The sequence below is a fragment of the Bacillus coreaensis genome, assembly GCF_050586445.1.
Lineage (GTDB): Bacteria > Bacillota > Bacilli > Bacillales > Cytobacillaceae > Robertmurraya_A > Robertmurraya_A coreaensis.
In genome coordinates, this window is record NZ_JBOCCY010000004.1 from 1 (window position 1) to 21,255 (window position 21,255).

The 21,255-nt window shown below is 38.6% G+C and carries 22 protein-coding genes and 1 riboswitch; of the genes, 13 read left to right on the forward strand and 9 right to left on the reverse strand.

Annotated features, from left to right (window positions below):
* Window positions 1-218: 218 nt before the first annotated feature.
* Together ACQ5H4_RS07705 and ACQ5H4_RS07710 are read right to left on the reverse strand one after the other, a co-directional pair.
* Entirely contained in the window at window positions 219-1,127 is a 909-nt protein-coding gene (locus tag ACQ5H4_RS07705; protein ID WP_430774380.1) for a Gfo/Idh/MocA family protein, read from the reverse strand.
* A 65-nt stretch (window positions 1,128-1,192) separates the two neighbouring features.
* Window positions 1,193-1,486: a Dabb family protein gene (locus tag ACQ5H4_RS07710; RefSeq protein ID WP_430774381.1), complete on the reverse strand. Its 294-nt coding sequence runs from the start codon at window positions 1,484-1,486 to the stop codon at window positions 1,193-1,195.
* Window positions 1,487-1,730: 244 nt separating this feature from the next.
* Here ACQ5H4_RS07710 and ACQ5H4_RS07715 point away from each other — a divergent pair, with 244 nt between their 5' ends.
* Window positions 1,731-3,920 (forward strand): S8 family serine peptidase, encoded by a 2,190-nt coding sequence (locus tag ACQ5H4_RS07715; RefSeq protein ID WP_430774382.1) that lies wholly within the window; start codon window positions 1,731-1,733, stop codon window positions 3,918-3,920.
* 228 nt (window positions 3,921-4,148) lie between these two features.
* Here the strand turns inward: ACQ5H4_RS07715 and ACQ5H4_RS07720 are convergent, their stop codons facing one another.
* The gene (locus tag ACQ5H4_RS07720) at window positions 4,149-4,832 is read right to left on the reverse strand and encodes a DUF4956 domain-containing protein (protein WP_430774383.1); all 684 of its coding nucleotides are present in this window, start codon (window positions 4,830-4,832) and stop codon (window positions 4,149-4,151) included.
* Between the two features lie 20 nt (window positions 4,833-4,852).
* On the reverse strand, window positions 4,853-5,551 hold the full coding sequence (locus ACQ5H4_RS07725) for a polyphosphate polymerase domain-containing protein (RefSeq protein ID WP_391557107.1): 699 nt from the start codon (window positions 5,549-5,551) through the stop codon (window positions 4,853-4,855).
* Between the two features lie 288 nt (window positions 5,552-5,839).
* Here ACQ5H4_RS07725 and ACQ5H4_RS07730 point away from each other — a divergent pair, with 288 nt between their 5' ends.
* The 3 genes from ACQ5H4_RS07730 to ACQ5H4_RS07740 all read left to right on the forward strand — a co-directional run bounded on the left by ACQ5H4_RS07730 (window position 5,840) and on the right by ACQ5H4_RS07740 (window position 7,910).
* Entirely contained in the window at window positions 5,840-6,142 is a 303-nt protein-coding gene (locus ACQ5H4_RS07730; RefSeq protein ID WP_160548206.1) for a PTS sugar transporter subunit IIB, read from the forward strand.
* A 36-nt stretch (window positions 6,143-6,178) separates the two neighbouring features.
* Window positions 6,179-7,510 carry a PTS cellobiose transporter subunit IIC gene (gene celB, locus ACQ5H4_RS07735; protein WP_430774384.1) on the forward strand — a complete coding sequence of 444 codons (1,332 nt, stop codon included), beginning with the start codon at window positions 6,179-6,181 and terminating at the stop codon, window positions 7,508-7,510.
* Between the two features lie 73 nt (window positions 7,511-7,583).
* Window positions 7,584-7,910 (forward strand): PTS lactose/cellobiose transporter subunit IIA, encoded by a 327-nt coding sequence (locus ACQ5H4_RS07740; protein WP_430774385.1) that lies wholly within the window; start codon window positions 7,584-7,586, stop codon window positions 7,908-7,910.
* A 92-nt stretch (window positions 7,911-8,002) separates the two neighbouring features.
* On the opposite strand, the gene ACQ5H4_RS07745 is transcribed toward ACQ5H4_RS07740, so the two are convergent.
* Entirely contained in the window at window positions 8,003-9,295 is a 1,293-nt protein-coding gene (locus ACQ5H4_RS07745; protein ID WP_430774386.1) for a sensor histidine kinase, read from the reverse strand.
* Complete coding sequence (locus ACQ5H4_RS07750; protein WP_430774387.1) at window positions 9,288-9,971, reverse strand: response regulator transcription factor; 684 nt, start codon at window positions 9,969-9,971, stop codon at window positions 9,288-9,290. The genes ACQ5H4_RS07745 and ACQ5H4_RS07750 overlap by 8 nt, the downstream gene beginning before the upstream one ends.
* Window positions 9,972-10,137: 166 nt before the next feature.
* Between ACQ5H4_RS07750 and ACQ5H4_RS07755 the strand changes: the two genes are divergently transcribed.
* Complete coding sequence (locus tag ACQ5H4_RS07755) at window positions 10,138-12,174, forward strand: carbohydrate-binding domain-containing protein (RefSeq protein WP_430774388.1); 2,037 nt, start codon at window positions 10,138-10,140, stop codon at window positions 12,172-12,174.
* Window positions 12,175-12,213: 39 nt separating this feature from the next.
* Here the strand turns inward: ACQ5H4_RS07755 and ade are convergent, their stop codons facing one another.
* The 3 genes from ade to ACQ5H4_RS07770 all read right to left on the reverse strand — a co-directional run bounded on the left by ade (window position 12,214) and on the right by ACQ5H4_RS07770 (window position 15,185).
* On the reverse strand, window positions 12,214-13,944 hold the full coding sequence (gene ade, locus ACQ5H4_RS07760) for an adenine deaminase (RefSeq protein WP_430774389.1): 1,731 nt from the start codon (window positions 13,942-13,944) through the stop codon (window positions 12,214-12,216).
* A 28-nt stretch (window positions 13,945-13,972) separates the two neighbouring features.
* Complete coding sequence (locus ACQ5H4_RS07765; RefSeq protein WP_430774390.1) at window positions 13,973-14,443, reverse strand: nucleoside deaminase; 471 nt, start codon at window positions 14,441-14,443, stop codon at window positions 13,973-13,975.
* A gap of 220 nt (window positions 14,444-14,663) precedes the next feature.
* A complete protein-coding gene (locus ACQ5H4_RS07770; protein WP_430774391.1) occupies window positions 14,664-15,185 on the reverse strand; it encodes a hypothetical protein in 522 nt (173 codons plus the stop codon).
* Between the two features lie 374 nt (window positions 15,186-15,559).
* Window positions 15,560-15,643: riboswitch (cyclic di-GMP riboswitch) on the forward strand.
* 95 nt (window positions 15,644-15,738) lie between these two features.
* Here ACQ5H4_RS07770 and ACQ5H4_RS07775 point away from each other — a divergent pair.
* The 8 genes from ACQ5H4_RS07775 (at window position 15,739) to ACQ5H4_RS07810 (ending at window position 21,226) form a co-directional block, all read left to right on the forward strand.
* Window positions 15,739-16,134, forward strand: coding sequence for a type II secretion system protein (locus tag ACQ5H4_RS07775; RefSeq protein ID WP_430774393.1), 396 nt, complete (start codon window positions 15,739-15,741; stop codon window positions 16,132-16,134).
* Window positions 16,135-16,249: 115 nt separating this feature from the next.
* Window positions 16,250-16,972, forward strand: coding sequence for a prepilin peptidase (locus ACQ5H4_RS07780; RefSeq protein ID WP_430774650.1), 723 nt, complete (start codon window positions 16,250-16,252; stop codon window positions 16,970-16,972).
* A gap of 13 nt (window positions 16,973-16,985) precedes the next feature.
* Complete coding sequence (locus tag ACQ5H4_RS07785; protein ID WP_430774394.1) at window positions 16,986-17,375, forward strand: type IV pilus modification PilV family protein; 390 nt, start codon at window positions 16,986-16,988, stop codon at window positions 17,373-17,375.
* Window positions 17,372-17,785, forward strand: coding sequence for a prepilin-type N-terminal cleavage/methylation domain-containing protein (locus tag ACQ5H4_RS07790; RefSeq protein WP_430774395.1), 414 nt, complete (start codon window positions 17,372-17,374; stop codon window positions 17,783-17,785). Before ACQ5H4_RS07785 ends, ACQ5H4_RS07790 begins: the two co-directional genes overlap by 4 nt.
* Window positions 17,786-17,806: 21 nt before the next feature.
* Entirely contained in the window at window positions 17,807-18,841 is a 1,035-nt protein-coding gene (locus ACQ5H4_RS07795) for a hypothetical protein (protein ID WP_430774396.1), read from the forward strand.
* A 25-nt stretch (window positions 18,842-18,866) separates the two neighbouring features.
* Complete coding sequence (pilM, locus tag ACQ5H4_RS07800) at window positions 18,867-19,982, forward strand: type IV pilus biogenesis protein PilM (protein ID WP_430774397.1); 1,116 nt, start codon at window positions 18,867-18,869, stop codon at window positions 19,980-19,982.
* A gap of 24 nt (window positions 19,983-20,006) precedes the next feature.
* Complete coding sequence (locus ACQ5H4_RS07805; RefSeq protein WP_430774398.1) at window positions 20,007-20,561, forward strand: hypothetical protein; 555 nt, start codon at window positions 20,007-20,009, stop codon at window positions 20,559-20,561.
* Window positions 20,558-21,226 carry a hypothetical protein gene (locus ACQ5H4_RS07810; RefSeq protein WP_430774399.1) on the forward strand — a complete coding sequence of 223 codons (669 nt, stop codon included), beginning with the start codon at window positions 20,558-20,560 and terminating at the stop codon, window positions 21,224-21,226. Before ACQ5H4_RS07805 ends, ACQ5H4_RS07810 begins: the two co-directional genes overlap by 4 nt.
* Window positions 21,227-21,255 lie beyond the last annotated feature (29 nt).

Genomic DNA, 21,255 nt, shown 5'->3' on the forward strand with positions numbered 1-21,255 from the left:
ATTATTAATTATTATTAAAAAAAGCGTAAATAGAAGGAGAGATTCCGCCTATTGGCTCGAAAAAGTCAAAAAGGAGCAATTTTTCTTTGCATAAGCGGAAAACCTCCCCTTATTTACCCCCAAACGAGGCTCCATTCTGCATTTAACCGGAAAATCTCCTCTTATTTTACTTTTGCTGGCAAGAGGCCAGTATGAATGGTTCTCTTGCTTTGTTTATGTTACGCTTCAGGATCGATATGTTTGACGATTTTCTCACAAATTTCGTGGGTGGTGAGAGAGTCATCAATGGATGGGTCTGGTGTCGAATTTGTTTGAACACATTCGATGAAATGGTCCATTAGCTGGTAAAAACCACGCTTATATAGCGTCGGCTCCCAGTCACCGAATTTTGTTATGCTAATTTCTTTATCATGATATCTCGTTGTTTCTAATAGGCTGTTCACGACAAATTTCTGATGCCCAGACATATATTCAATGATTTCTTCAGTAACACCACCATTCCGATTCATGATTCCGATAGCTATACAACCATCACCAATTAGCTGGATAACAAGTTGATCCAGTTTTTCTTTGTTTTTTACATAATCAACCTTTACCTCTTTGACTTCAGTAGCCATGAGGAAACGTAGCGTATCTACAACATGGATAAAATCTTCTACCACAAATCTACGTACATAATCTGGTGCTGCAAAGCGATTCTTTTGCATAATAATAAGGCTTGGTTTCCCGTGTTCTTTTAGCTCTCTTACACGAGGGATAAATCGTCTGTTGAAACCTACCATGGCAATTTTCCCTTTGTCTTTAGCTAGCTTAACAATTCTGTCAGCTTCATGAAATTTCATGGATATGGGCTTATCGATATATGTATGAATCCCATTTTCAAGCAACATTTCTGCTATTTCAAAATGACCTTCTGTCGCTGTGCTTACGATGGCTGCATCAATTTTTCTTGAAAGTAACACATCGATATTCTCAGCGGTTTCTTGAATTCGGTATTTTTTAGACAATTGAGCAAGCGTTTCAATATTTCTTGTACAAAGGACAAGCTCAATTCCTTCTTTTTCAGAAAGTACGGGTAAATATGCTTTCTTTGCAATATCTCCTAATCCAATGATTCCAATTTTCATAAAAACACCTCATTTCTACTCATTTAAAAAACAGCCCCACAATTCTTATTGTGGGGCATAAACTCTTAAATCTCAATATCTACACCGATGCTATCAAGTCTTCCAACCTCGCGGATGAAGGCAGCAACTTCTTGGTGTTGTTCATTTATTGTATAGGCTTCAACGGCAGCCACATTTTCGAAGCGAACCATAAGAATCACCTGATATTCCTTACTTTTTTCAGAAAGATTAAAGGCAGCTTGAATTTCAACCACTCCAGTAATTGTTTTTTTCAGTGCTTTAAAGCGTTTGATTACCTCTTCCATTTGCTCCTGTGTTGTTGTTTCAGCGAATTTTAGTAATACAGTACGTTGTATCATGTTGATCCTCCTACTAATTTTCTTTTCTTGTATTCTATAATGTTCGAGCATATATATCAATAAATACATGAATTCCCATTTTTACTACAGAAATAGTGTTCATTCGGCAAAATCATTTTCATAATAGAACAAAACTAGTCAAAGGAGAAATTTCTCATACCTAGAAATTAAACTAGTACGCGTAATTTCTAGTAGATTTACTAGAAAATTACATAGAAAAAAAGCTTTAAGGGAGGAATACTTGTTGAAGATAGCAAGGAGCATGAAAAGTATTTTTGGAGTTCTCTTAATTTCTCTATTAATTTTTACAGCAGCTGTACCGATTCAAGCGATAGTAAAAAATGATGATGGACAATCTTCTGTTACCGTAGACAGTGAATATGCTTTTATACAGTTTGGAGACGTCCCAATTGCTTCCTATGAGGGAACGATTGCGGGATATGAGAAGACAAAACCATCACAAGGGAAAAAAGTAGATTTGCAGTCACGAGCGGCAAAGAAATATGGAAGTCGTTTGGAAGCCCAGCGCACAAATTATATAAAATGGTTAGCTAAACAATTTCCTCAAGTAGAAGTGGTAACAGAGTATGATGTTACGTTCAATGGAATTGGCTTAAAGTTAAACGGAGCTTCCCTAAAGGAAGTTAGCCGTGGTCCAGGAGCCGTAAAGAGTGGGTATAGTGCAACCTATCAAAAAGCGATGAGTGAAAGCACGGCTTTAATTGATGCAGAAGCGATTTGGGAGTCTGTTGGTGGACAAGCAAATGCAGGGGAAGGAATGAAAGTCGGTATTATTGATTCAGGAATTGATCAAACACATGAATTCCTTGAGCCAAATGAGGGAATGACATATCCAGAAGAATTTCCTAAAGGGGATACAAGTTTAACTACTCCTAAAGTCATTGTAGCTAAGGTATATAGCCAGAATCCAAAGCTAAGCGCAGAAGCAGTCGATAGCCATGGTACGCATGTAGCAGGAACGGTTGCAGGAAAGGCAGGTACAGAAACGGAAATAGATGATAAGACCTTGAGTGGAGTAGCACCTGGAGCGTACCTAGGGAACTATAATGTTTTCCCGGGAGATATCGCAAATGCAAAAAGCTTATTTATTGCTAAAGCCGTTGAAGAAGCGGTTGAGGATGGTATGGACGTTCTTAACTTAAGTTTAGGGGGAACACCACATAAAGGGGCAGACCTGCTTGATATGACCGTGAATTCTGCGGTAGATGCTGGAGTAGTAGTGGCCATCTCAGCTGGAAACGAAGGACCAGGGAACTATACGGTTGGATCTCCTGGAACAGCGGAGAACGTAATCACGGTAGCAGCAACAACAAATAGTCGAACCTTTGCGATGACATTGGAGTCAGAAGCATTTGCAGAACCAACCATTGCGACAACAGGTACACAGGGTGGAGAGGTAAAAGAACCTTTAACAGGAGAGTATGCGGTATGGGCTGATGTGGCTGGTGGCGATAAATTGGCATGTACCGCTATATCTGGAAAGCCATTAGAAGGAAAAATTGCGGTGATTCAACGCGGCTCTTGTACATTTGCTGAAAAAATTAATAACGCGGCTGCAGCAGGTGCAGTAGGGGTGATCATCTATCAGCTTGATGGAATTGCAGAACCAACGCCAATGTCTTCTGATGGGGCACTAGTTCCAGCCGTTATGATTGGAAACGAAGCAGGAATGGCGCTTGTAAGCTGGACGGGAGATCGTACCGTTACCATCAATAGTGACTTACAAAAGGTGAGCACAATTCCCAATCTGTTAGCAAACTTTAGCTCGTGGGGACCAACGCCAAATTACACACTTAAGCCTGATGTGGCAGCTCCAGGGGTAAATATTTACTCATCCGTCGTGGGTGGAGGTTATGAGCTTTACCAAGGTACATCAATGGCATCTCCACATGTAGCAGGTTCTGCCGCCGTATTATTAGCGTATAGCAAGCAAAATGATTTAGGCTGGGGGCCAGCTGAAGTGAAAGCGGCCTTAATGGGAACAGCAAACGATGTAGAAGGAAGTGTTTTACCTGATACAGATGTTTCTGATCCATTAAAAGTGGGAGCAGGTCTTATTGACCTTAGCAAAGCAATGAGTCCATCAGCGCTTGCCTTTCCATCATCCTTAAGCTTTGGATTAGTTCGCCCGGTTGGAAACCAGACGTATAAGATGAATGTTACGTTAACGAACCCAACTAATGAGGAGTTAGCTTATACCATTAGAGATGATGAAAATGTAAAAGTGAGTGATATGGAAGTAACGATTCCTGCTAAAGGAAGTAAGGAGATTACGGTAGAAGTGGTGAACCGTGGTACTCATACAGGGGGACAAGCAGGTACACCAAATTTCGTTAGCAGCTACTTGAACGTAAGCTCAGCTGCAGGTGATATTCGGATTCCATACTTATATGTAATGGATTACAATCGCTAAAACATATAAAAGGAGATTGCCAGGGGGGAAGGGCAATCTCCTTTTTTCAAAGTTAAGAGATATTGTTATTTTATTAAGGTGTTGTCCAGCTGCAGCGCCTAGCTCCTCGATGGAATAATCTAAAGCCATTATTCCTAGGTCATAAGTCAAAGCCCTACAGAGGTCAGGACCTCTTACGGTCTCCGCCTTTTGCCTTTCGGAGCTGGACAAGGCGCTTCCGCATTTCAGTTACGCTGTAAAATTCCCATCATAACTTAGCATAATGGCGGATCTTACTCCATCCATTTCGGAAATATTGTTGATAAAGCTCATGTCATTGTCCCTTACGCGGATTTCATAAGTGACTTCATACTCATTACCAGGCAATACTGATTTTGATTTAATCGTATGCTTTTTTGAGTTCTCAGTTACCACATGCTCTAATGACTTTTCAATCGAGTGGCCATTGTATCGTACGACTAATAGATATGGATTTTCCACTTTAATACGATTTCCAAAGAAGATTAGAATGGCTGCAATGAGTAGTGAACCAAGAACAGCAAGTGGCACAAAGCCAGCTCCGCTAAGAATACCTACAATGATTGCCCAGAACAAGTAGACGATGTCAATTGGATCTTTAATCGGTGTACGGAAACGAACAATCGATAATGCACCAACCATACCAAGTGATAATAATACATTAGATGAGATACCGATAATCACTAGGGATGTGGCCATTGACATAACAATAAGTGAGATATTAAAGGTGTGTGAATAGATCACACCTGTGAACGTCTTTTTATATACCCAATAGATAAAAAGACCAATCACTAATGATGCAAATAATCCAATTAAGGAATCGACGATTGAAAAGCTGTTTGTTTGCTCTAAAAATTTAGACTTGAAAATATCCTGAAAATTAATTGTATCCATTTTCTATTCCTCCAATATTGTTAACCGAACATACGGCTTATTTGGTATTTTGAATAAGTGCCTCTTCGTCTGTCATGAAGCTGAACTAACTGCTTGATGACATCAGGTAAAAACTCATCGTATTTTACTTCTAAAATGACAATACCAGGGGTTGTTTCCACCATTGGTACATCCGGATTTAAAAGATCATTGTTTCGGAAGCTTGTCTTAACGGAGCTATCGAATGTGACTCGGACATTTCCATACTCGTAAATAAAAACCTCTCTCTCATAATCCACGATGGTCACGGGTTTGATTTGCAGGAGATTCATTTGCATGTACAAATCTCTCATCAATGGTCGTGAATCATTTTCCATCCAAGCGATGTCTCCGATTCTTACCTTTTCATATTCATCAATGGTCATACGACATTTTTGTTTATATGTCATATTGTTTCGTTTGCTCTTTTTTTCGAGATTAATGTAACTCGTGTTATGGTCATACAGCCTGACACGGAACTTGTCTCGTTCGAAAAAACCTTCCTTCTTTTGTTGAAGAACTTTATTATCAAAATTATCGAAGTATACACTTCGGATTAAGTATTTCCCATCATTATTCGCGTTTGGGTCAGCCGTCATCACATGTTGTAGCTTGCTTCTTAATAAGTAGCAATCCATTTTTGTGATTTCGTGCTTTAGTTCATATCTCCCTTGAACACCATTTAAGGTCATTGCCTTCACCATGTTTCAACTCCTTTATGTTAGCTCCTTGATTCACATTATCGGTGAGCAACCTTAAACAAACCTTAAAAGAAATTTACAATATAATTTTTTGTACAGAGGAAAGCTAGTAAAATAGTAGTAATAATTTTTTCCGTTGAGAAACGGAAAAAAGATAGATATTAATGAAATCGCTTTCATTGTAATATGAAATCAACAAGGAGATGACAACACATCTTCTTAATCAAAAGAACTTATCTCTGATTTATTAACTAATAAGCAATTAAAACACTTTAGGAGGAATTTATAATGAACATCTTATTATGCTGTGCAGCAGGTATGTCTACAAGTTTACTAGTAACAAAAATGGAAGCGGCTGCAAAAGAACAAGGTCTTGAGTCAAAAATCTGGGCAGTAAGTGCGGATCAAGTAAAAGCAAATATTGATCAAGCGGATGTCCTTCTTCTTGGACCACAAGTACGTTACCTATTGCCACAAATGCAACAACTAGGAAAAGAAAAGAATATCCCAGTTGACTCTATTAACCCAATCCACTACGGAATGTGTAATGGTGCAGAAGTATTAAAAACAGCAGTCGCACTGAAAAACTAACAAATTATCTCTATTTAGAGAAGGGAATGAAACGTGATGAATAAGTTTTTAAATTTCCTAGAATCAAAGTTTATGCCTTTTGCTGGTAAGTTAGCAGCACAAAGACACTTAGGTGCATTAAAAGATGGAATCATCCTAGCCATGCCAATGATTATTATCGGATCAGTATTCCTAATCTTAGGCTTCCTACCGATTCCGGGCTATGCTGATTTCATGGCAAGCGTGTTCGGAGATCAATGGTTAGCAAAACTAATGTATCCAACAGATGCAACGTTTAACATGATGGGTCTAATCGCAGCATTCGGTATTGCTTATCGTTTAGCTGAGCGGTATGGGATCGACGCCATTACAGCTGGGGTTATCTCACTGTGTGCGTTCTTACTAGCAACACCATTCAATGTTCCTTTTACTCCAGATGGAGCAGCAGAAGCCATTGCAGTTGGAGGAGCGATTCCCGTTGCCTTTATGGGAAGTAAAGGACTTTTCGTAGCCATCTTAATCGGTTTATTTTCAACAGAAGTATACAACTTCATTTTGAAGAAAAATATCGTTATTAAAATGCCAGATAGCGTTCCACCGGCAGTAAGTAAATCGTTTGTTGCACTTGTTCCTGGTTTTATTGTTATCAGTATTATCTTCTTCATTCGCTTAGTGATTGAATACTTTGGAATCAGCAGCATTCATGACGTGGTTCAACTAGTTCTTGGTAAGCCACTTGGTTTATTAGGTGGAAGCTTAATCGGTTCCATTGTAGCTTACATGCTTATTATGATGCTTTGGTCAGCAGGTCTACACGGAACAAACATCGTTGCGGGTGTACTAAGCCCTGTTTGGTTAATGGCAACAGAAGAAAACCAAATCGCATTCCGTGCGGGTGAAGAATTACCAAATATCTTTACATCTCAATTCTTTGAAGTATTTGTCAATATCGGTGGTACGGGTGCCACATTTGGTCTAGCGATGTTAATGCTTTTCTGGGCAAAGAGCCAACAGATGAAGGCATTAGGTAAATTATCCGCTGGTCCTGGAACATTCATGATCAACGAACCTATTATTTTCGGTACACCAATCGTAATGAACCCATTACTAATCGTACCATTCTTCTTAACACCAATCGTTCTAATCATTGTAACGTACTACTCAATGAAGTTAGGTTTAGTGGCAAAGCCAGCTGGAATCGCGATTCCATGGACAACACCACCAATTATCGGTGGATACCTAGCAACTGGTGGGAAAATTTCAGGTGCGGTTATGCAGGCTGTCAACGTCGTTATTGCTCTAGCTATCTACTTCCCGTTCTTCAGAATGTGGGATAGAATGAAGCAACAAGAAGAAGGCGGAGTAAATAATTCATCAAAAGTGAGCTAATAACATCAAGACATCAAAACAATTAGTCTCACATGAGTACATGTGAGACTAATTTCTTACGGAGGGTTTTACAATGGCATCTATGGAAGAAACGATATTTCAAATTATTTTACATGGTGGAAATGGAAAGAGCTGTTCAATGGAAGCGATCGCGGCTGCAAAGCGTGGGGAATTCACCGAAGCAAGAGCCAAGCTGCAAGAAGCGGCAGATGCACTGAACGAAGCACACCATGTTCAAACCTCCTTGATACAAAGTGAGATTAGAGGAGAAAAAGTAGAAATCTCTCTATTGATGGTTCATGCGCAAGACCATTTGATGAACTCAATCACCATGAAGGATTTAGCAACAGAATTTGTTGAGTTGTACGAAACAATTAAGTTAGAAAAGGTATCTAGCTAATGATAAACATTCAATACTTCTAATTAAGGTATGGGTTAATAAAATCCATGCCTTAATTTTTGTATAAAAAAGAAGACCACATTTGTGATCTTCTATCTTGGTAGTTTGACTTTAAAGGTAGTACCTTTGTTTTTATTCTGGCTAGCCTTAATGGTTCCATCATGCTGCTTTACAATCCAGTGAGCAATAGATAACCCAAGACCGACTCCACCTGTTTCTCTCGAACGGGCTTTATCTTCGCGATAGAAACGGTCAAATATATATTTCATATTTTCTTCCTTGATCCCGATTCCCGTATCACTTACCTCAAAGACAATTCTGTTGTCTTCATCATACGTTTTCACACCGATACTATCATTTTCACCAGTGTATTTTAATGCGTTATCAAGCAATATAACGAGTAGTTGATGAAGGCGTACTTCGTCTGCTTCCATTTTCATGTCGCAATTTAACTGAAGCCACAGATGCTTATCCTGTGACTCTGCAATTTCCACATAAGGGGCACATACGTTTTTCACGAAGGTATCCACATGAACGGTTTGCTTTACGAGCTGTGTCTCAGCAGAATCAGCACGAGCCAGTGTTAGTAAATCAGAAGTTAGCTTCGATAGTCTTCTAGTTTCGGATAAGCTTAGCGCAATATTTTCAAACTTGTTTGCTATTTTTTCCTGAGGAGAGGTTAATAATAGCTCCAGTTTATTTTGGATAATCGTCAAAGGAGTCCGTAACTCATGTGATGCATTTTCGACAAACTCGGCTTGCTTTTTCCACGATTGAATAATAGGATGCATCATCTTTTTTGATAAAATATAACTCGCTGAAATAGATAGAACGATAAAAACGATTGAAAAAATAATGATTAACTTTTGGAAGTTATTTATGATCGTTTCTTCTGCGTCGGTATTAATTATTAATTGTACATATGCCACATCATCATCTTGGTTCGTATCTTCAAATAGCAAATATCGATAGTGGTGATCGTCTATAGTAGTATTGGTCACCGTATCAAGATTGTTTTTGTCTAAAGTAAAGTCTTGTAAATAACTTTCGTAAAATAATGATCCAAATAGATCTTCCTCTATCATTTCGCCCTCTTTACTCCAGTTTAAGACAATAATTCGTGGATTTTTGATTGCCCTTTGGTCCTTCATTGGAGGAGTACGATCGGTATCATCTAATGGCCGGTCTCCATTGGTCATATCAGAGAACTCACCTATATTTTTTTCTTTCACCATGAAAAGCTCTTCGTCCGTTTTTTTAAATAGCGTTCCTTGAACTTGGCTGAAAATGACAATCCCAAAAATCGTGAAAATAATTGTAAAGGCAATAAGGTTAAAAATCATGAATTTGAGCTGTTGGCTACGAAAGATTTTCTCCTTAAACATTTCCTTCACCATCTGAAAGCATATAGCCTAACCCTCGAAAGGTTTTGATATATTGGTCATAATCGTATTTTTTTAAGTTTTTGCGTAAGTTACTTGCGTAGACTTCCACCACTGTCGTTGATGTATCAGACTCAAATCCCCAAATTCGATCAAAAATTTGTTCTTTGGTTAGGATCGTATTTTTATTGTTGATTAAGTACTCGAGTAAATCAAACTGCTTGCCATTTAGTTTAATCACTTCCTCACCAATCGACGCTGTTTTATTTTTCAAGTGTAAATGTAAGTCCTTAAAGGAAAGGATATTTTCTTTAAATGAACCCACAGACCGTCGAACCATAGCTTCTAAACGTAATAGAAGCTCCTCGCGATGGAAGGGTTTGACTAAATAATCGTCTGCACCCACCTTAAATCCTTTAATCTTATCATCTATGCCGTCTTTTGCTGTCAGGATAATAACAGGCGTTGTAATATTCTTCTTTCGGAGTTCCTCTAGTACCTCGTAACCATTCATATGAGGCATCATAATGTCTAAAATGATCACATCAAAAATATTTTGTTCTGCTAAATACAATCCTTCTTCTCCATCAAATGCTTGTTCAACTTGAAACAAATCATTTGTCGTTTCTTTGATCGATTCCGATAGGACTTTATCATCTTCTATAATTAATAGATTCAATTTTCTTCGCCTCCTTGTAGGAACTGTTTTTGCTTGAATGAATTAAGTTCGATTATAGGGGCTAATTCGAGAAATGCAAATTATTTATTGAATATAAATTTTTTTAAGGTTTTGTTAAGGTTGGGCAAACATAATAGGCTTATCAAATAGAAAAGGAGCCAAGTTGATGAAACGAAAATATAAATTTACGAAGTTAATTGCACCTTTATTGTGCACCACATTATTATTTGCTTGCAGCAATACAGAAGAGGAATCAAGTACAAGTACAAGCACAAGTACAGCCACAGAGGTTAATATAGAGAGCTTAAGTACACTAGGAGATAGTGACATAAAATCCGTTGTAAGCGGACTTGTAAGCTATAGTGATGATGATCTTTATACAGACTGGGAAAATGAAGAGGTAACAAGTATCCAGTTGAATGGATCAACAGCAACCTATGAAGGATCAGGTGGTGTAGTTGTTTCAGGAAGTACCGTTACGATTAAAACAGGGGGCGTATATGTTCTTAGTGGAACATTAGACGATGGTCAAATTGTTGTAGATGCAGAAGATAACAATACCGTTCGAATCGTATTAAATGGAGTAGATATTACTAGCAGCTCTTCAGCCCCTATATATGTGAAGAATGCAGAGAAGACAGTTATCTCTATGCCTGAAGGAACGGAAAATACAGTAACAGATGGAACACAATATGTGTACGATGATGCAGAAGCAGAAGAACCAAACTCAGCCATTTTTAGTAAAGGCAATTTAACGATTAATGGGGAAGGAAAACTTGTGGTTGAAGCGAATTTTAACAACGGAATTACAGGAAAAGATGATCTGAAAATCACGGGTGGAAATATTGAAATTACCGCTAAGGATGATGCGATTGTTGGAAGAGACCTGCTGGCTATTAAGGACGGAACGTATACGATCACAGCAGGTGGTGACGGCATGAAAACGACCAATGATGAGGATGTTGAAAAAGGAAATCTAGTCATTGAAGCTGGATCATATTCGATTACAGCAGAAAATGACGGAATTCAAGCCCAAACCTCTCTGTATACATTAGGTGGAGACTATACCATTACAACTGGTGGAGGAAGCCCTGAGACGGTAGCGGCAAATGAAAATGCGATGGGTGGAAGAGGCCAAAGTGAATCAACTACTACAACAACAACGACAGAAACAAGCAGCTCAAAAGGGTTAAAGGCAACAGCTGAACTGGCCATCGCTGGTGGAACATTTGACATTGATTCTCTTGACGACGCCGTTCATAGTAATGGTAACGTCCTTATTGAAAGTGGGGAATTAACGATTGCAACGGGAGATGATGGTATTCACGCAGACGCATCTGTCTTAACAAAAGGTGGAAATATTACTGTTGCTAAGAGTTACGAAGGAATTGAGGGTTCAGTAATTGCGATTGCAGATGGAACGATCGATGTAACAGCAAGTGATGATGGACTCAATGTTGGTGGTGGAGTCGATGGGTCAGGAATGGACATGGAGAGCAGTGCATCTTCTGATATGATGCTTCAAATCAGTGGTGGTTATGTGTCTGTTAATTCACAAGGTGATGGACTTGACTCGAATGGAAACTTTGTTATGACTGGAGGAACGGCGGTCGTAAGTGGCCCAACCAACTCTGGGAATGGTTCATTAGATTATAATGGGACCTTCGAAATCTCTGGAGGATTATTAATCGCAGCTGGCAGCTCCGGAATGGTCCAAGCAAGCTCTGATACGTCTGAGCAAAATGGCATTCTTATGACATACCCAGCAACTCAAAGTGCAGGGACATTAATACACTTAGAAGATAGTGAAGGAAATACAATAGCTACATTTGCACCAGAAAAAGAATATTCTTCTGTATATATCAGCTCGCCTGATTTAGAAAAGGACTCTAGTTACACATTATATTCTGGAGGAAAATCAACAGGTACAGAAACGAATGGTTTATACACGGATGGAGAATATAGTGGTGGCACGAAGGTGGTCGAGTTCACTATTTCCGATGTCGTAACCTGGCTGAATGAATCAGGAGTGACAGAAGCCCAAAGCGGTATGGGTGGAATGGGAGGCCGTGGTGGTGGCGGCGGAATGAGAGGCGATGGAGGAACACCGCCTGAAGGCATGGAACGACCAGATAGAGGGACAGCACCTGGCACGGATTCAAGCACGACCGACCAAAGCACAACAACGGGTGATAGTTTATAAGAACGAGTAAAAGGTAGAAGGGATTGCCTTCTACCTTTTTTAACATGGAATATGTTTTTGATTTTTTACATCATACAGTCCTTGAGCGGTTAGCTTAATTTCTGGGATGACTGGTAGAGATAAGAAGGATACCGTTAAGAACGGGTTGAAGCCTTCGCCTACTCCAATTTCCTCTAATGCAAAGGTCAGCTTATTTAAACCAGCATACACGTCTTCATATGTGCCCAATGAAAGAAGACCAGCAATGGGGAGGTGAAGAGAGGCTAATACTTCTCCATCTTTCACAACGACAAGTCCGCCCTGCATTTCCTTTATTTTTTGAGCAGCAAATAAGATATCAGAGTCGCTTGTTCCAGCGACCACTAAATTATGTGAGTCATGAGCAACAGTAGACGCAATCGCTCCATTTTTCAATCCTAACCCTTTGACGATTCCTACGCCAATTTCATTCGTATAATGATGCCTTTCAATAACAACTAGCTTACATTGATCTTTTTCAAACGAAGATTCAAAACAACCCGTTTCGTTTACGGTCACTTCTTCAATGAGATGATTGGTTACGAGACTGTTTTTATTGATTTCTATAATATTGGCTTTGTTTTCAGTAATAGGAAGATGTAATGCCTCTTCGGTAAAATCATGAAAACAAACGGTGTTTACATATTCAGAGGAGATATCTGCTTGCTCATTTTCTGGGAAATAAATTAATTGCCCATGTTCAACCATAAGATTTCCATCTTTAAATACATGGGAGATGCTTACGGATTCCAGATCATCTAGCAGTAAAAAGTCTGCGTCATATCCTGGTGCAATTGCTCCTTTTTCCTGTAACCCAAAGCACTCAGCTGTATTAATGGTAGCTAACTGAATCGCCGTAAGGGGGTCGAGTCCTTCTGAAATGGCTAATCGAACATTGTAATCAATGCTTCCTTCATGAAGGATATCATCAAGATGCTTATCGTCTGTAACAAATAGACAGCGTCTAGCATTTCTTTCGTTAACGACAGGAAGCAGCTTCTTTAAATCTCTAGCAACGGTACCTTCTCGAATCATAAGGTACATCCCGCGGCGCAAACGAGCCATCGCATCTTCGGCCGTAGTACACTCATGATCGGTACGTACACCAGAAGTCATAAAGACATTAATGTCCATATCACTTAGACCAGCGGCATGACCATCAATTTTTGCGTTTAACCGCTTTGCTTCATATAGCTTATTTAACATCGACTCTTCCGCATGTTTCACAGCTGGAAAATTCATAACCTCTGCTAAACCGAGCACTCTTGGATGGGAAAACAATGGCGACAGATCCTCAATCTCAAGTGTGGCACCCGCTAACTCAAAGCTAGTGGCAGGTACGCAAGAAGGAAGCATAAAGTAAAAGTTAAAGGGGAGATTTTCTGAAGTATCAAGTAAAAGCTTTATGCCTTTTACACCTAGTACATTGGCGATTTCATGAGGATCGGCAATAATAGTGGTCACTCCTCGTAGCAGCTCAACCTTCGCAAATTCCTTTGGAGACACCATAGATGATTCAATATGAACATGACCATCAAGAAAAGCAGGGCATACATATCGCCCGCTTGCATCAAATTCCTTTTTACCAGAATAATTCCCTACTCCAACAAAGGCACCATCTGTAATAGCAACGTCACCTTCATAGATTTCACCGGTAAATACATCAATAATTTTGCCATTTTTTATGACAAGGTCAGCCTCCATTTTCCCTGAAGCTGCTTCAATACGTTGTTTTAGTCTGTTTTTGTCCATACTCTCCTCCTAGAGTGTCTATAAGAGACTAGTATTCTGTTTTGTCAGATGATACTTCCCACATTTTAAACGGTAGATTGTACTGCTCAACCGTAATTTGATTCATCATAATCGTTCTGTTTTCAATTGGCAAGCTAATTTCTTCATAAATAAAGTGGTCATCAAAGCCAATTTGAGCCGCTTCCTCTTTCGTACAAGCATAATAAACTGCCTTTGGTCTCGCCCAATAAATCGCTCCGATGCACATCGGACATGGCTCACAGCTTGTATAAATCTCACAATCTGTTAATTGAAAGCTACCTAAATAGGAGCATGCCTCACGAATCGCTTGAACCTCAGCATGGGCAGTAGGGTCATTGCTGCTCGTGACCTCATTTTTTCCTTTTCCGATAATTTTCCCGTCTTTAATTACAATTGCCCCAAAAGGACCACCATGATTACTTAACACATTCTCACAAGCTAACTTAATCGCTTCATTCATAAAAAATACTTTTTCCAAAAAAATCACCTTTTCCGATGTTGTGAATGTTTGTGTAAAAAACTAACCTTTGTAAAAAGGTTAGTTTTTTGGGGTTGGAGGGATAAAGAAGGTTCATATAATAGGTGGGTATATTTCTTTATTATATGTATGTTTGAATATTCTGTCTGTTATGTTGTAACATTTTTTAACAATAAAAAAGCTCTTACCTGGAAAAGGTAGGAGCAACTTGTCAGATTATTTACTTAGAACGTAGTCTCTTGATAGCTTTTACGAGTAAGATGATATATCCAATCATGATCCCATAACCAATCAGAAGAATAAGCATAGGCACATATTCGGGAGTAGTCCCAGAATCGGTAGACATGCCAGCCAAGAACAAAGGCATGATTGGAAGCATGATGACACCTGGTCCCATTCCAAGTACCGGTAAGGCACCGATCCCAATGACTACCCATGGCCAAATAGGTTTTTTCTCTTGAGGAGTCGGATCTAGATTTGTTTCAATGACAGTGTATTTTGCTTTATATTCGTTATATTTCTTAATGGCTGTCCAAGCTCTCTTCATTCCCCATAGCAAAACAACAATCATGCAAACACCAATTGTAAAGAAAATGATGGAGATAGAAGTTACGATTTCTAGTTGTCTGATTTGCATAAAAAGTGTTAACAGTATACCGGGTAAAGAGAAAACGATAAAAAGGCCACCCAAAATAAGAACAACCCAAGCCCAAATAGGTTTTTGTTGATATGGTTGAGACATATGTGATCCCCTTTTTAATAGAATAAGTGATATTTTCTTCCTATTATAATGGGTAAAAAGGGAAAAATGTTACTTTGTTTTATTAATAATGGAAGAATTTATTTGAGGAAGATTATGATACCAAATAGGTATAAGGAACTATTTAATGGTTGCTCCTGTTATTAATTGGAATTGCTATTTCTGAAAAATAAAGATGATAAATGAGGAAATTGAAGATACTGCTCTGTATGGGAAAATAGTATAGAAAATGGTGTTTTTAAATAATGTTTAGCCAACATTTCCTAATAGTAAATTTACATAAAACCTCTTTTTTTTTCATTTTTTTTAGTGTAGACTACTAGTAAATAAGTAATGTTTATCACAGAGTCTTTTTCATTAGATAAGGGCGCGAAGAAATATGACTTGTACGTGGGCACCTGAGTCATATCGAGCGATTGGTGCAACCGACCTTTACAACTACATTCTATAGAATGAGCTGTAAAGGTCTTTTTATTCCCAAATTTAAGAACAAGCTCTCGAAAAAACATAAAAATTAAAAGGGGGACCTTTCTTCATGTTAAAATCATTAAAGAAGAAAATGAAAGACCAAGCGGGTTTAACACTGATTGAACTACTTGTTGTTATTGTTATTTTGGGGATTATTGCTGCTGTTGCTTTACCGATGGTAACAAGCAACAAAGATAAGGCAGCAAAAAACACAAACTTGCAAAATATTGCTATATTAGAGGATGCTGTTAATCGATATAATACACTAAATACGACTGCCATAACTTCACTAGAAACTTTAACGGTTGCTGAATCAGGAACTAGTAATATAGGCGGTAAATACTTAGAGTCTTTACCTGAGGTTAAAACCTTTAATGGGTGTAGTGGTTCTTTTGTATTATCTGGGACAGATGTACAAATTAAGAACGGAACAACTAATAACACTGCTGCATGCACGCAATAATTATTTTATATAGGCTGTCGCGTCTCTTAAAGACGACGGCAGCTTTATTTTTACTAACTTTAGCAATAATAAAGGGGCTGTAAATATGTTTATATTTGATCTTTTTATTATTATAATGTCCCTACTTTTCGGTAGCTTCTTCAACGTAGTAGCTATCCGCCTACTAAAAAAAGAATCCATCTCCTATCCTCCATCCCACTGTACCTCCTGTAACCACAGGCTAGGTTTCTTTGACTTATTTCCTCTATTTAGTTATCTGTTCTTAAAAGGTCGTTGTCGTTATTGTAAAGAAGAAATATCTCCTCTATATCCATTAGGAGAAGCTATGACTGCAAGTATATTTTTTGTGGTTTACAAAGAAATAGGCCTTACGTCAGAACTAGTACCTGCAATCCTATTATCAACTTTACTAATTCTTTCTGTGTTAACAGACATTCGTGAGAAGTTAATCTTAGACGTAATTACTCTACCTAGTATTGTGGTTCTTGTCATTGTCCGTTTCTTCATCGGGGAAGATCCATTTTTATCTTACATACTAGGCGGTTTGATAGGCTTTGGTTTGCTCTTGTTGCTTGCAGTAGTCAGTAAAGGCGGCATGGGTGGCGGTGACATTAAGCTATATGCAGCTATTGGAGTGGTACTCGGCCCAGCACTTACTGTAATGAGCTTGGTTTTAGCCTCATTCGTTGGAGCAGTTGTAGGAATACTATTAATCGCTTTGAAAATTGTTAAACGAAAAGAACCGATTGCCTTTGGGCCTTCGATTATGATTGGAACATTAGTGGCATACCTGTACGGAGAGGATATTTGGACCTGGTACAGCTCACTACTCCTATAAGGGGCAGATAAAAATGAACAACGAAAAGGGAGTCACATTAATTGAATTATTGATCTCTGTCGTTATTGCGGGCATGGTGATTGTTCCGTTGCTCCTAATCATGACGGGTTCTTTTACCAGGACAGTAGAGCAAGGGGAAGACACGCAGTTGAACTATTATGGTCAACAGATCATGGAAATTATTCGTGAAAAAGGGTACAAAAGTGGTAACTCCCCTACACAATATTATTGTCAAAAAGATCAGGGATGTGTCACCACTACCATAGCTAACTATGATGCAAAAGTTACGATCACAGCGAAACCGGTTATGTATAGTGCGATTGAGTTCTTTGAAATAACAGCAAAAGTAGTATCTAATGACTCCTCTAGTCTAGAGCTTGTCACGGTGGTGAAAAAGCAGTGAGAAATGAAAAAGGTGTAACCCTAATTGAATTACTCATTGTCATTTTAATTATGGTAAGTATCTCAGCACTGGCCTTCTCATTGTTTAGCTATGGCACAAATATGGAACGAACGGTAGCGAAAGAAAATGAACTACAGCGTGAGGCCCGTTTTATTATGGAAACGATCTCGAATACGGTAAGAGATGGACAAGAGATTAGTAGTAAAATCGTTTATTCAAATGGCGAAATAAAGCTTGTATCAGGGCCCGTTTTATCTAAGAATGTTAAGAGCTATACGGTTACTGAACAGCTAGTAGAAGGTGGAACGAAAAAACGGTACAAAGTGATACTTATATTAGAAAAAGATGGTCACGAGTATAAAGTTTCAACAGAAGTCTTTAATGACGCTCAAAAACGAGTAAGGTATTAAGTGGTCGATGGGGGGATCAATATGATTCAAAGATTAAAAGAAAACGAATCAGGGGCAGCGTTAATGATTGTCCTCTTTATTGTTATCCTTGTTAGTATCGTGGGAACAGCCATGTTATCAACCACTACGTATGGCCTTCAGAATGTTGTTAAAACAAAAAAGGAACAAGAGGAATTTTATCGGGCTGAAGGTGCGATTGAAATAGTCTTGTCTGAAATGACCAATTATAAAAATGCTAGCACTGGGAACAGTGGTCCTTTTGCCTATTTGAGGGATATGACAAATAATACGAATTCTTATCAAATTGGTGGAAGAAATGTACAGGTAAAAGTTACATCTAATCCAATAAACATAAGTTCCATTACCCCAAATTCAAATGTGCAAACGGTGAAAGTAAGCCTTGAAGCAAGCTATTCTAATTCAAATCAGTCTAAAATTGCTCGATATATGGAGTTTGATGTAAATGTCAGTGCAGATGCATTAACAAAAACAAAAACAGCTTATGGTTATGTCTCTCCTGGACATTTTATTGATAAAGATCAATTTGCAGATGGTCTTAGGACTTACATTGCATCTATCGATTATAACAAGGTTATATCAGAGTTAGGGATTAATTGGAGTAGCTATACTGATACAATTGGACCGAATGATATTAAAAAGGGTGATGTATATACTTTTCCAAAAGGGATCACAAAGTTTTCTCAAATCTCGATAAATGGTGGGGGAGAAACAATAATTATTCCTAAAGGAGCTATTGTTTATGTGGAAGATATATCGATTGGTGGAAGCGGAAATGCAGTGACGCAATTAACTATTGAAGGTGCATTAATCGCAAAGTCAATCACACATAGTGGAAACTCAGTAGTGACAGTAAATAGCGGATTAATAGCTGAAAATTATAATGGAACGTCCCACTTTGAGGTAAATGGTAAAGGGGAAGGGATTGAGTGTTCAGATATTAAAAATGTATGTTCAATTATTAACGGCACAGCTTCCTCTGATAAGTATACGTCTAGTCTAGATTCATCTACTATCAATTTTTCAACCAAACGATAATTCAACAACAGAAAGAAGGTGCAACATGTTCAACTTCAAGAAAAACGATACATTCTCTGGTATAGACTTTCGCGATCAGTATATTACAACTGCGAAGGTCCAAATCCAAAACAATAAACCTGTTTTACTTGATATAGATATGACAGATACAAAGAATACCATATTAGAAAATTCAAGAATTGCCGATATAAAGGGTGTAGCCAGTTTGTTGAAGGAGAAAGTGGTGGACAAGCAGGTTCATCTAGCCTTTCCTACACAAAACATTATTGTGAGAAGAATTACCTCTCTTCCTGATTTAAAGGAAGAAGCGCTTGCGAAGCTTCTTCAATACCAGGTTGGGGAAAGTATCCATCTCCCTTTTGAAAAGTCTATTTATGATTTTGTGAAGATCGGGACGATCAAGGCAGAGCCCGACGAGCAGATGGATATCGAAAATTTGACGGCTGTGGAGTTTGCTTCTGAGGTAAGAGAAAAGGCAACCGATAAAGCGGATATTCTGTTTTTTGCGACGTCTTTGCCGTTATCGGAGGACCTTTTGGAAGTGAGTATTCAGGCTGGTTTGAAGCCGTTAAGTGCGGAGATTCGCGGCACAGCTTTGCAGAGATTGGTTTCACATACAAACCCAGAGTGGTTGCAGGGAACCGAAATGATCGTGGACCTTTCTAGAGACTCTATAGATATCCATATTTTCGACAATGGAACCATAGCCTTTTCAAGAACGATGACAGTGGGAGCGATCGAGTCGGAACAGGAAGATTTGTTTTCAACCAGTGATGTGTTGCCTTTTGATGGGTTTGTTGAGAGCTTAATAGAGGCGTCTGTATCAGCTGAGGAGACAGCCATCTATGAAGAGACTTATATTAACGATGTTGTTACTGAAATAGAGAAAGCACAGAACTTCTTTCAATTCTCATTAAGTAAGGGAAATGGCTATTTTAAACGAGTGATTGTTACCGGGGTTAATGCTTGCCAATTTGTATCTGTTCTTTCTGATAGACTTGAGGTACATGTAGCAGATATTGATTTTTCAAAGATTGTTACGGACCATTTCCCAAACAAAGACCTATTGAACTCAACAAGTGTTGCGATTGGACTAGCTCTTAAAGGAAATGAAACTGTAAAGAAGAAGTGGAAAAAGTAATGGTGGTAGTTAGGAGAGATCGTAGTGAACTTTAGCATTGATTTATTGCCACAGGAAAGGAGAAACAGGTTAAATAGATTGCCATACCTACTTGGCACAGCAGCCTTGTTTCTTGTGATTTCCGCATTACTCATTATTTTATTTATTACGGGGAAAAGTTCAATCCACGAGCTCGACGAGAAAATTGCAACGAGCACGGAAGCGAGAGATACGGTATTAGCGGAGATTACGGCCCGTCGATCGGGTGTGACAGAATATAATTTTGTAGATAAATATAATAGAATTCATGGGTTTTTAAATGCTATTTATAAAAACCCAATCAATATAAAAGAAGATTTATACAAACTTCTTCCAGAAGGTGGTTCCGTCTCCAATTATACCTTTGAAAATACGGGTGCATTGACTATGACGGTTTTATTCCCAACAAAGGATTCAGCAGCGACCTACCTTCAGCAGCTATTACAGGCTGACTTTGTCACAGAGGCAAAGGTGACGAGTATTAATTTAAATACGGAGAAGAATTTATACGAAGCATATTTTGAGGCGACTGTTGTGACGTTAGAAGGTGAGCAGCAATGAAATTAGAGAGTTTGCTAAAAGAAAAGATACTAATTATTGCAATTGCGATATTGGTTGTATTTAGTGGAATCTTTTACTGGGCTATCTTACGACCACTTTCTGCGGAACAAGCAGAAAAGGAAGCGAACCTACAAAAAATTGAAGCTGACACTAGCAGCTATGAAAAGGTGCTCCAATCATTAGAGCCACAAACGATGACGGAAGCGGAAAAGCAGGAGTTATTTCAAGGAATTCCTGGACGTCCGAATATAGAGCAGGTCATCAAGGATATTGAAAAAACTGAAGGAGAAACAGGAACATCGGTTTCTACTATTTCTTTCCAAACGGAGTCAGACGAAGAGACTCAAGCTGAAGTGACAACTACCGCTGATGGAACGGTAGAGCAGGATCAGTGGAGTACATTATTTCCTGAATCGATCTACAAGCTTCTTGAAGAAAGAGTAAGTGAGGTCAAGGAGTTTACGGTTTCTTACAATGATGTACAAATCTCATTGAATGGCAGTGATGAAGACATCAATGAGTTCGTGGATAAGCTTGAACAATTGCCGAGAGTGTTTCATATACAGAATGTCACATACTCTTTAAATTCTGAAAAGGGTAATATGGATGCAACTGTCTCTGCACGAGTATTTTATTGTGAAGCTTTTCAACAGGTACTTGAATAACTCAGGAACAATACAACAAAAAGGAGAGC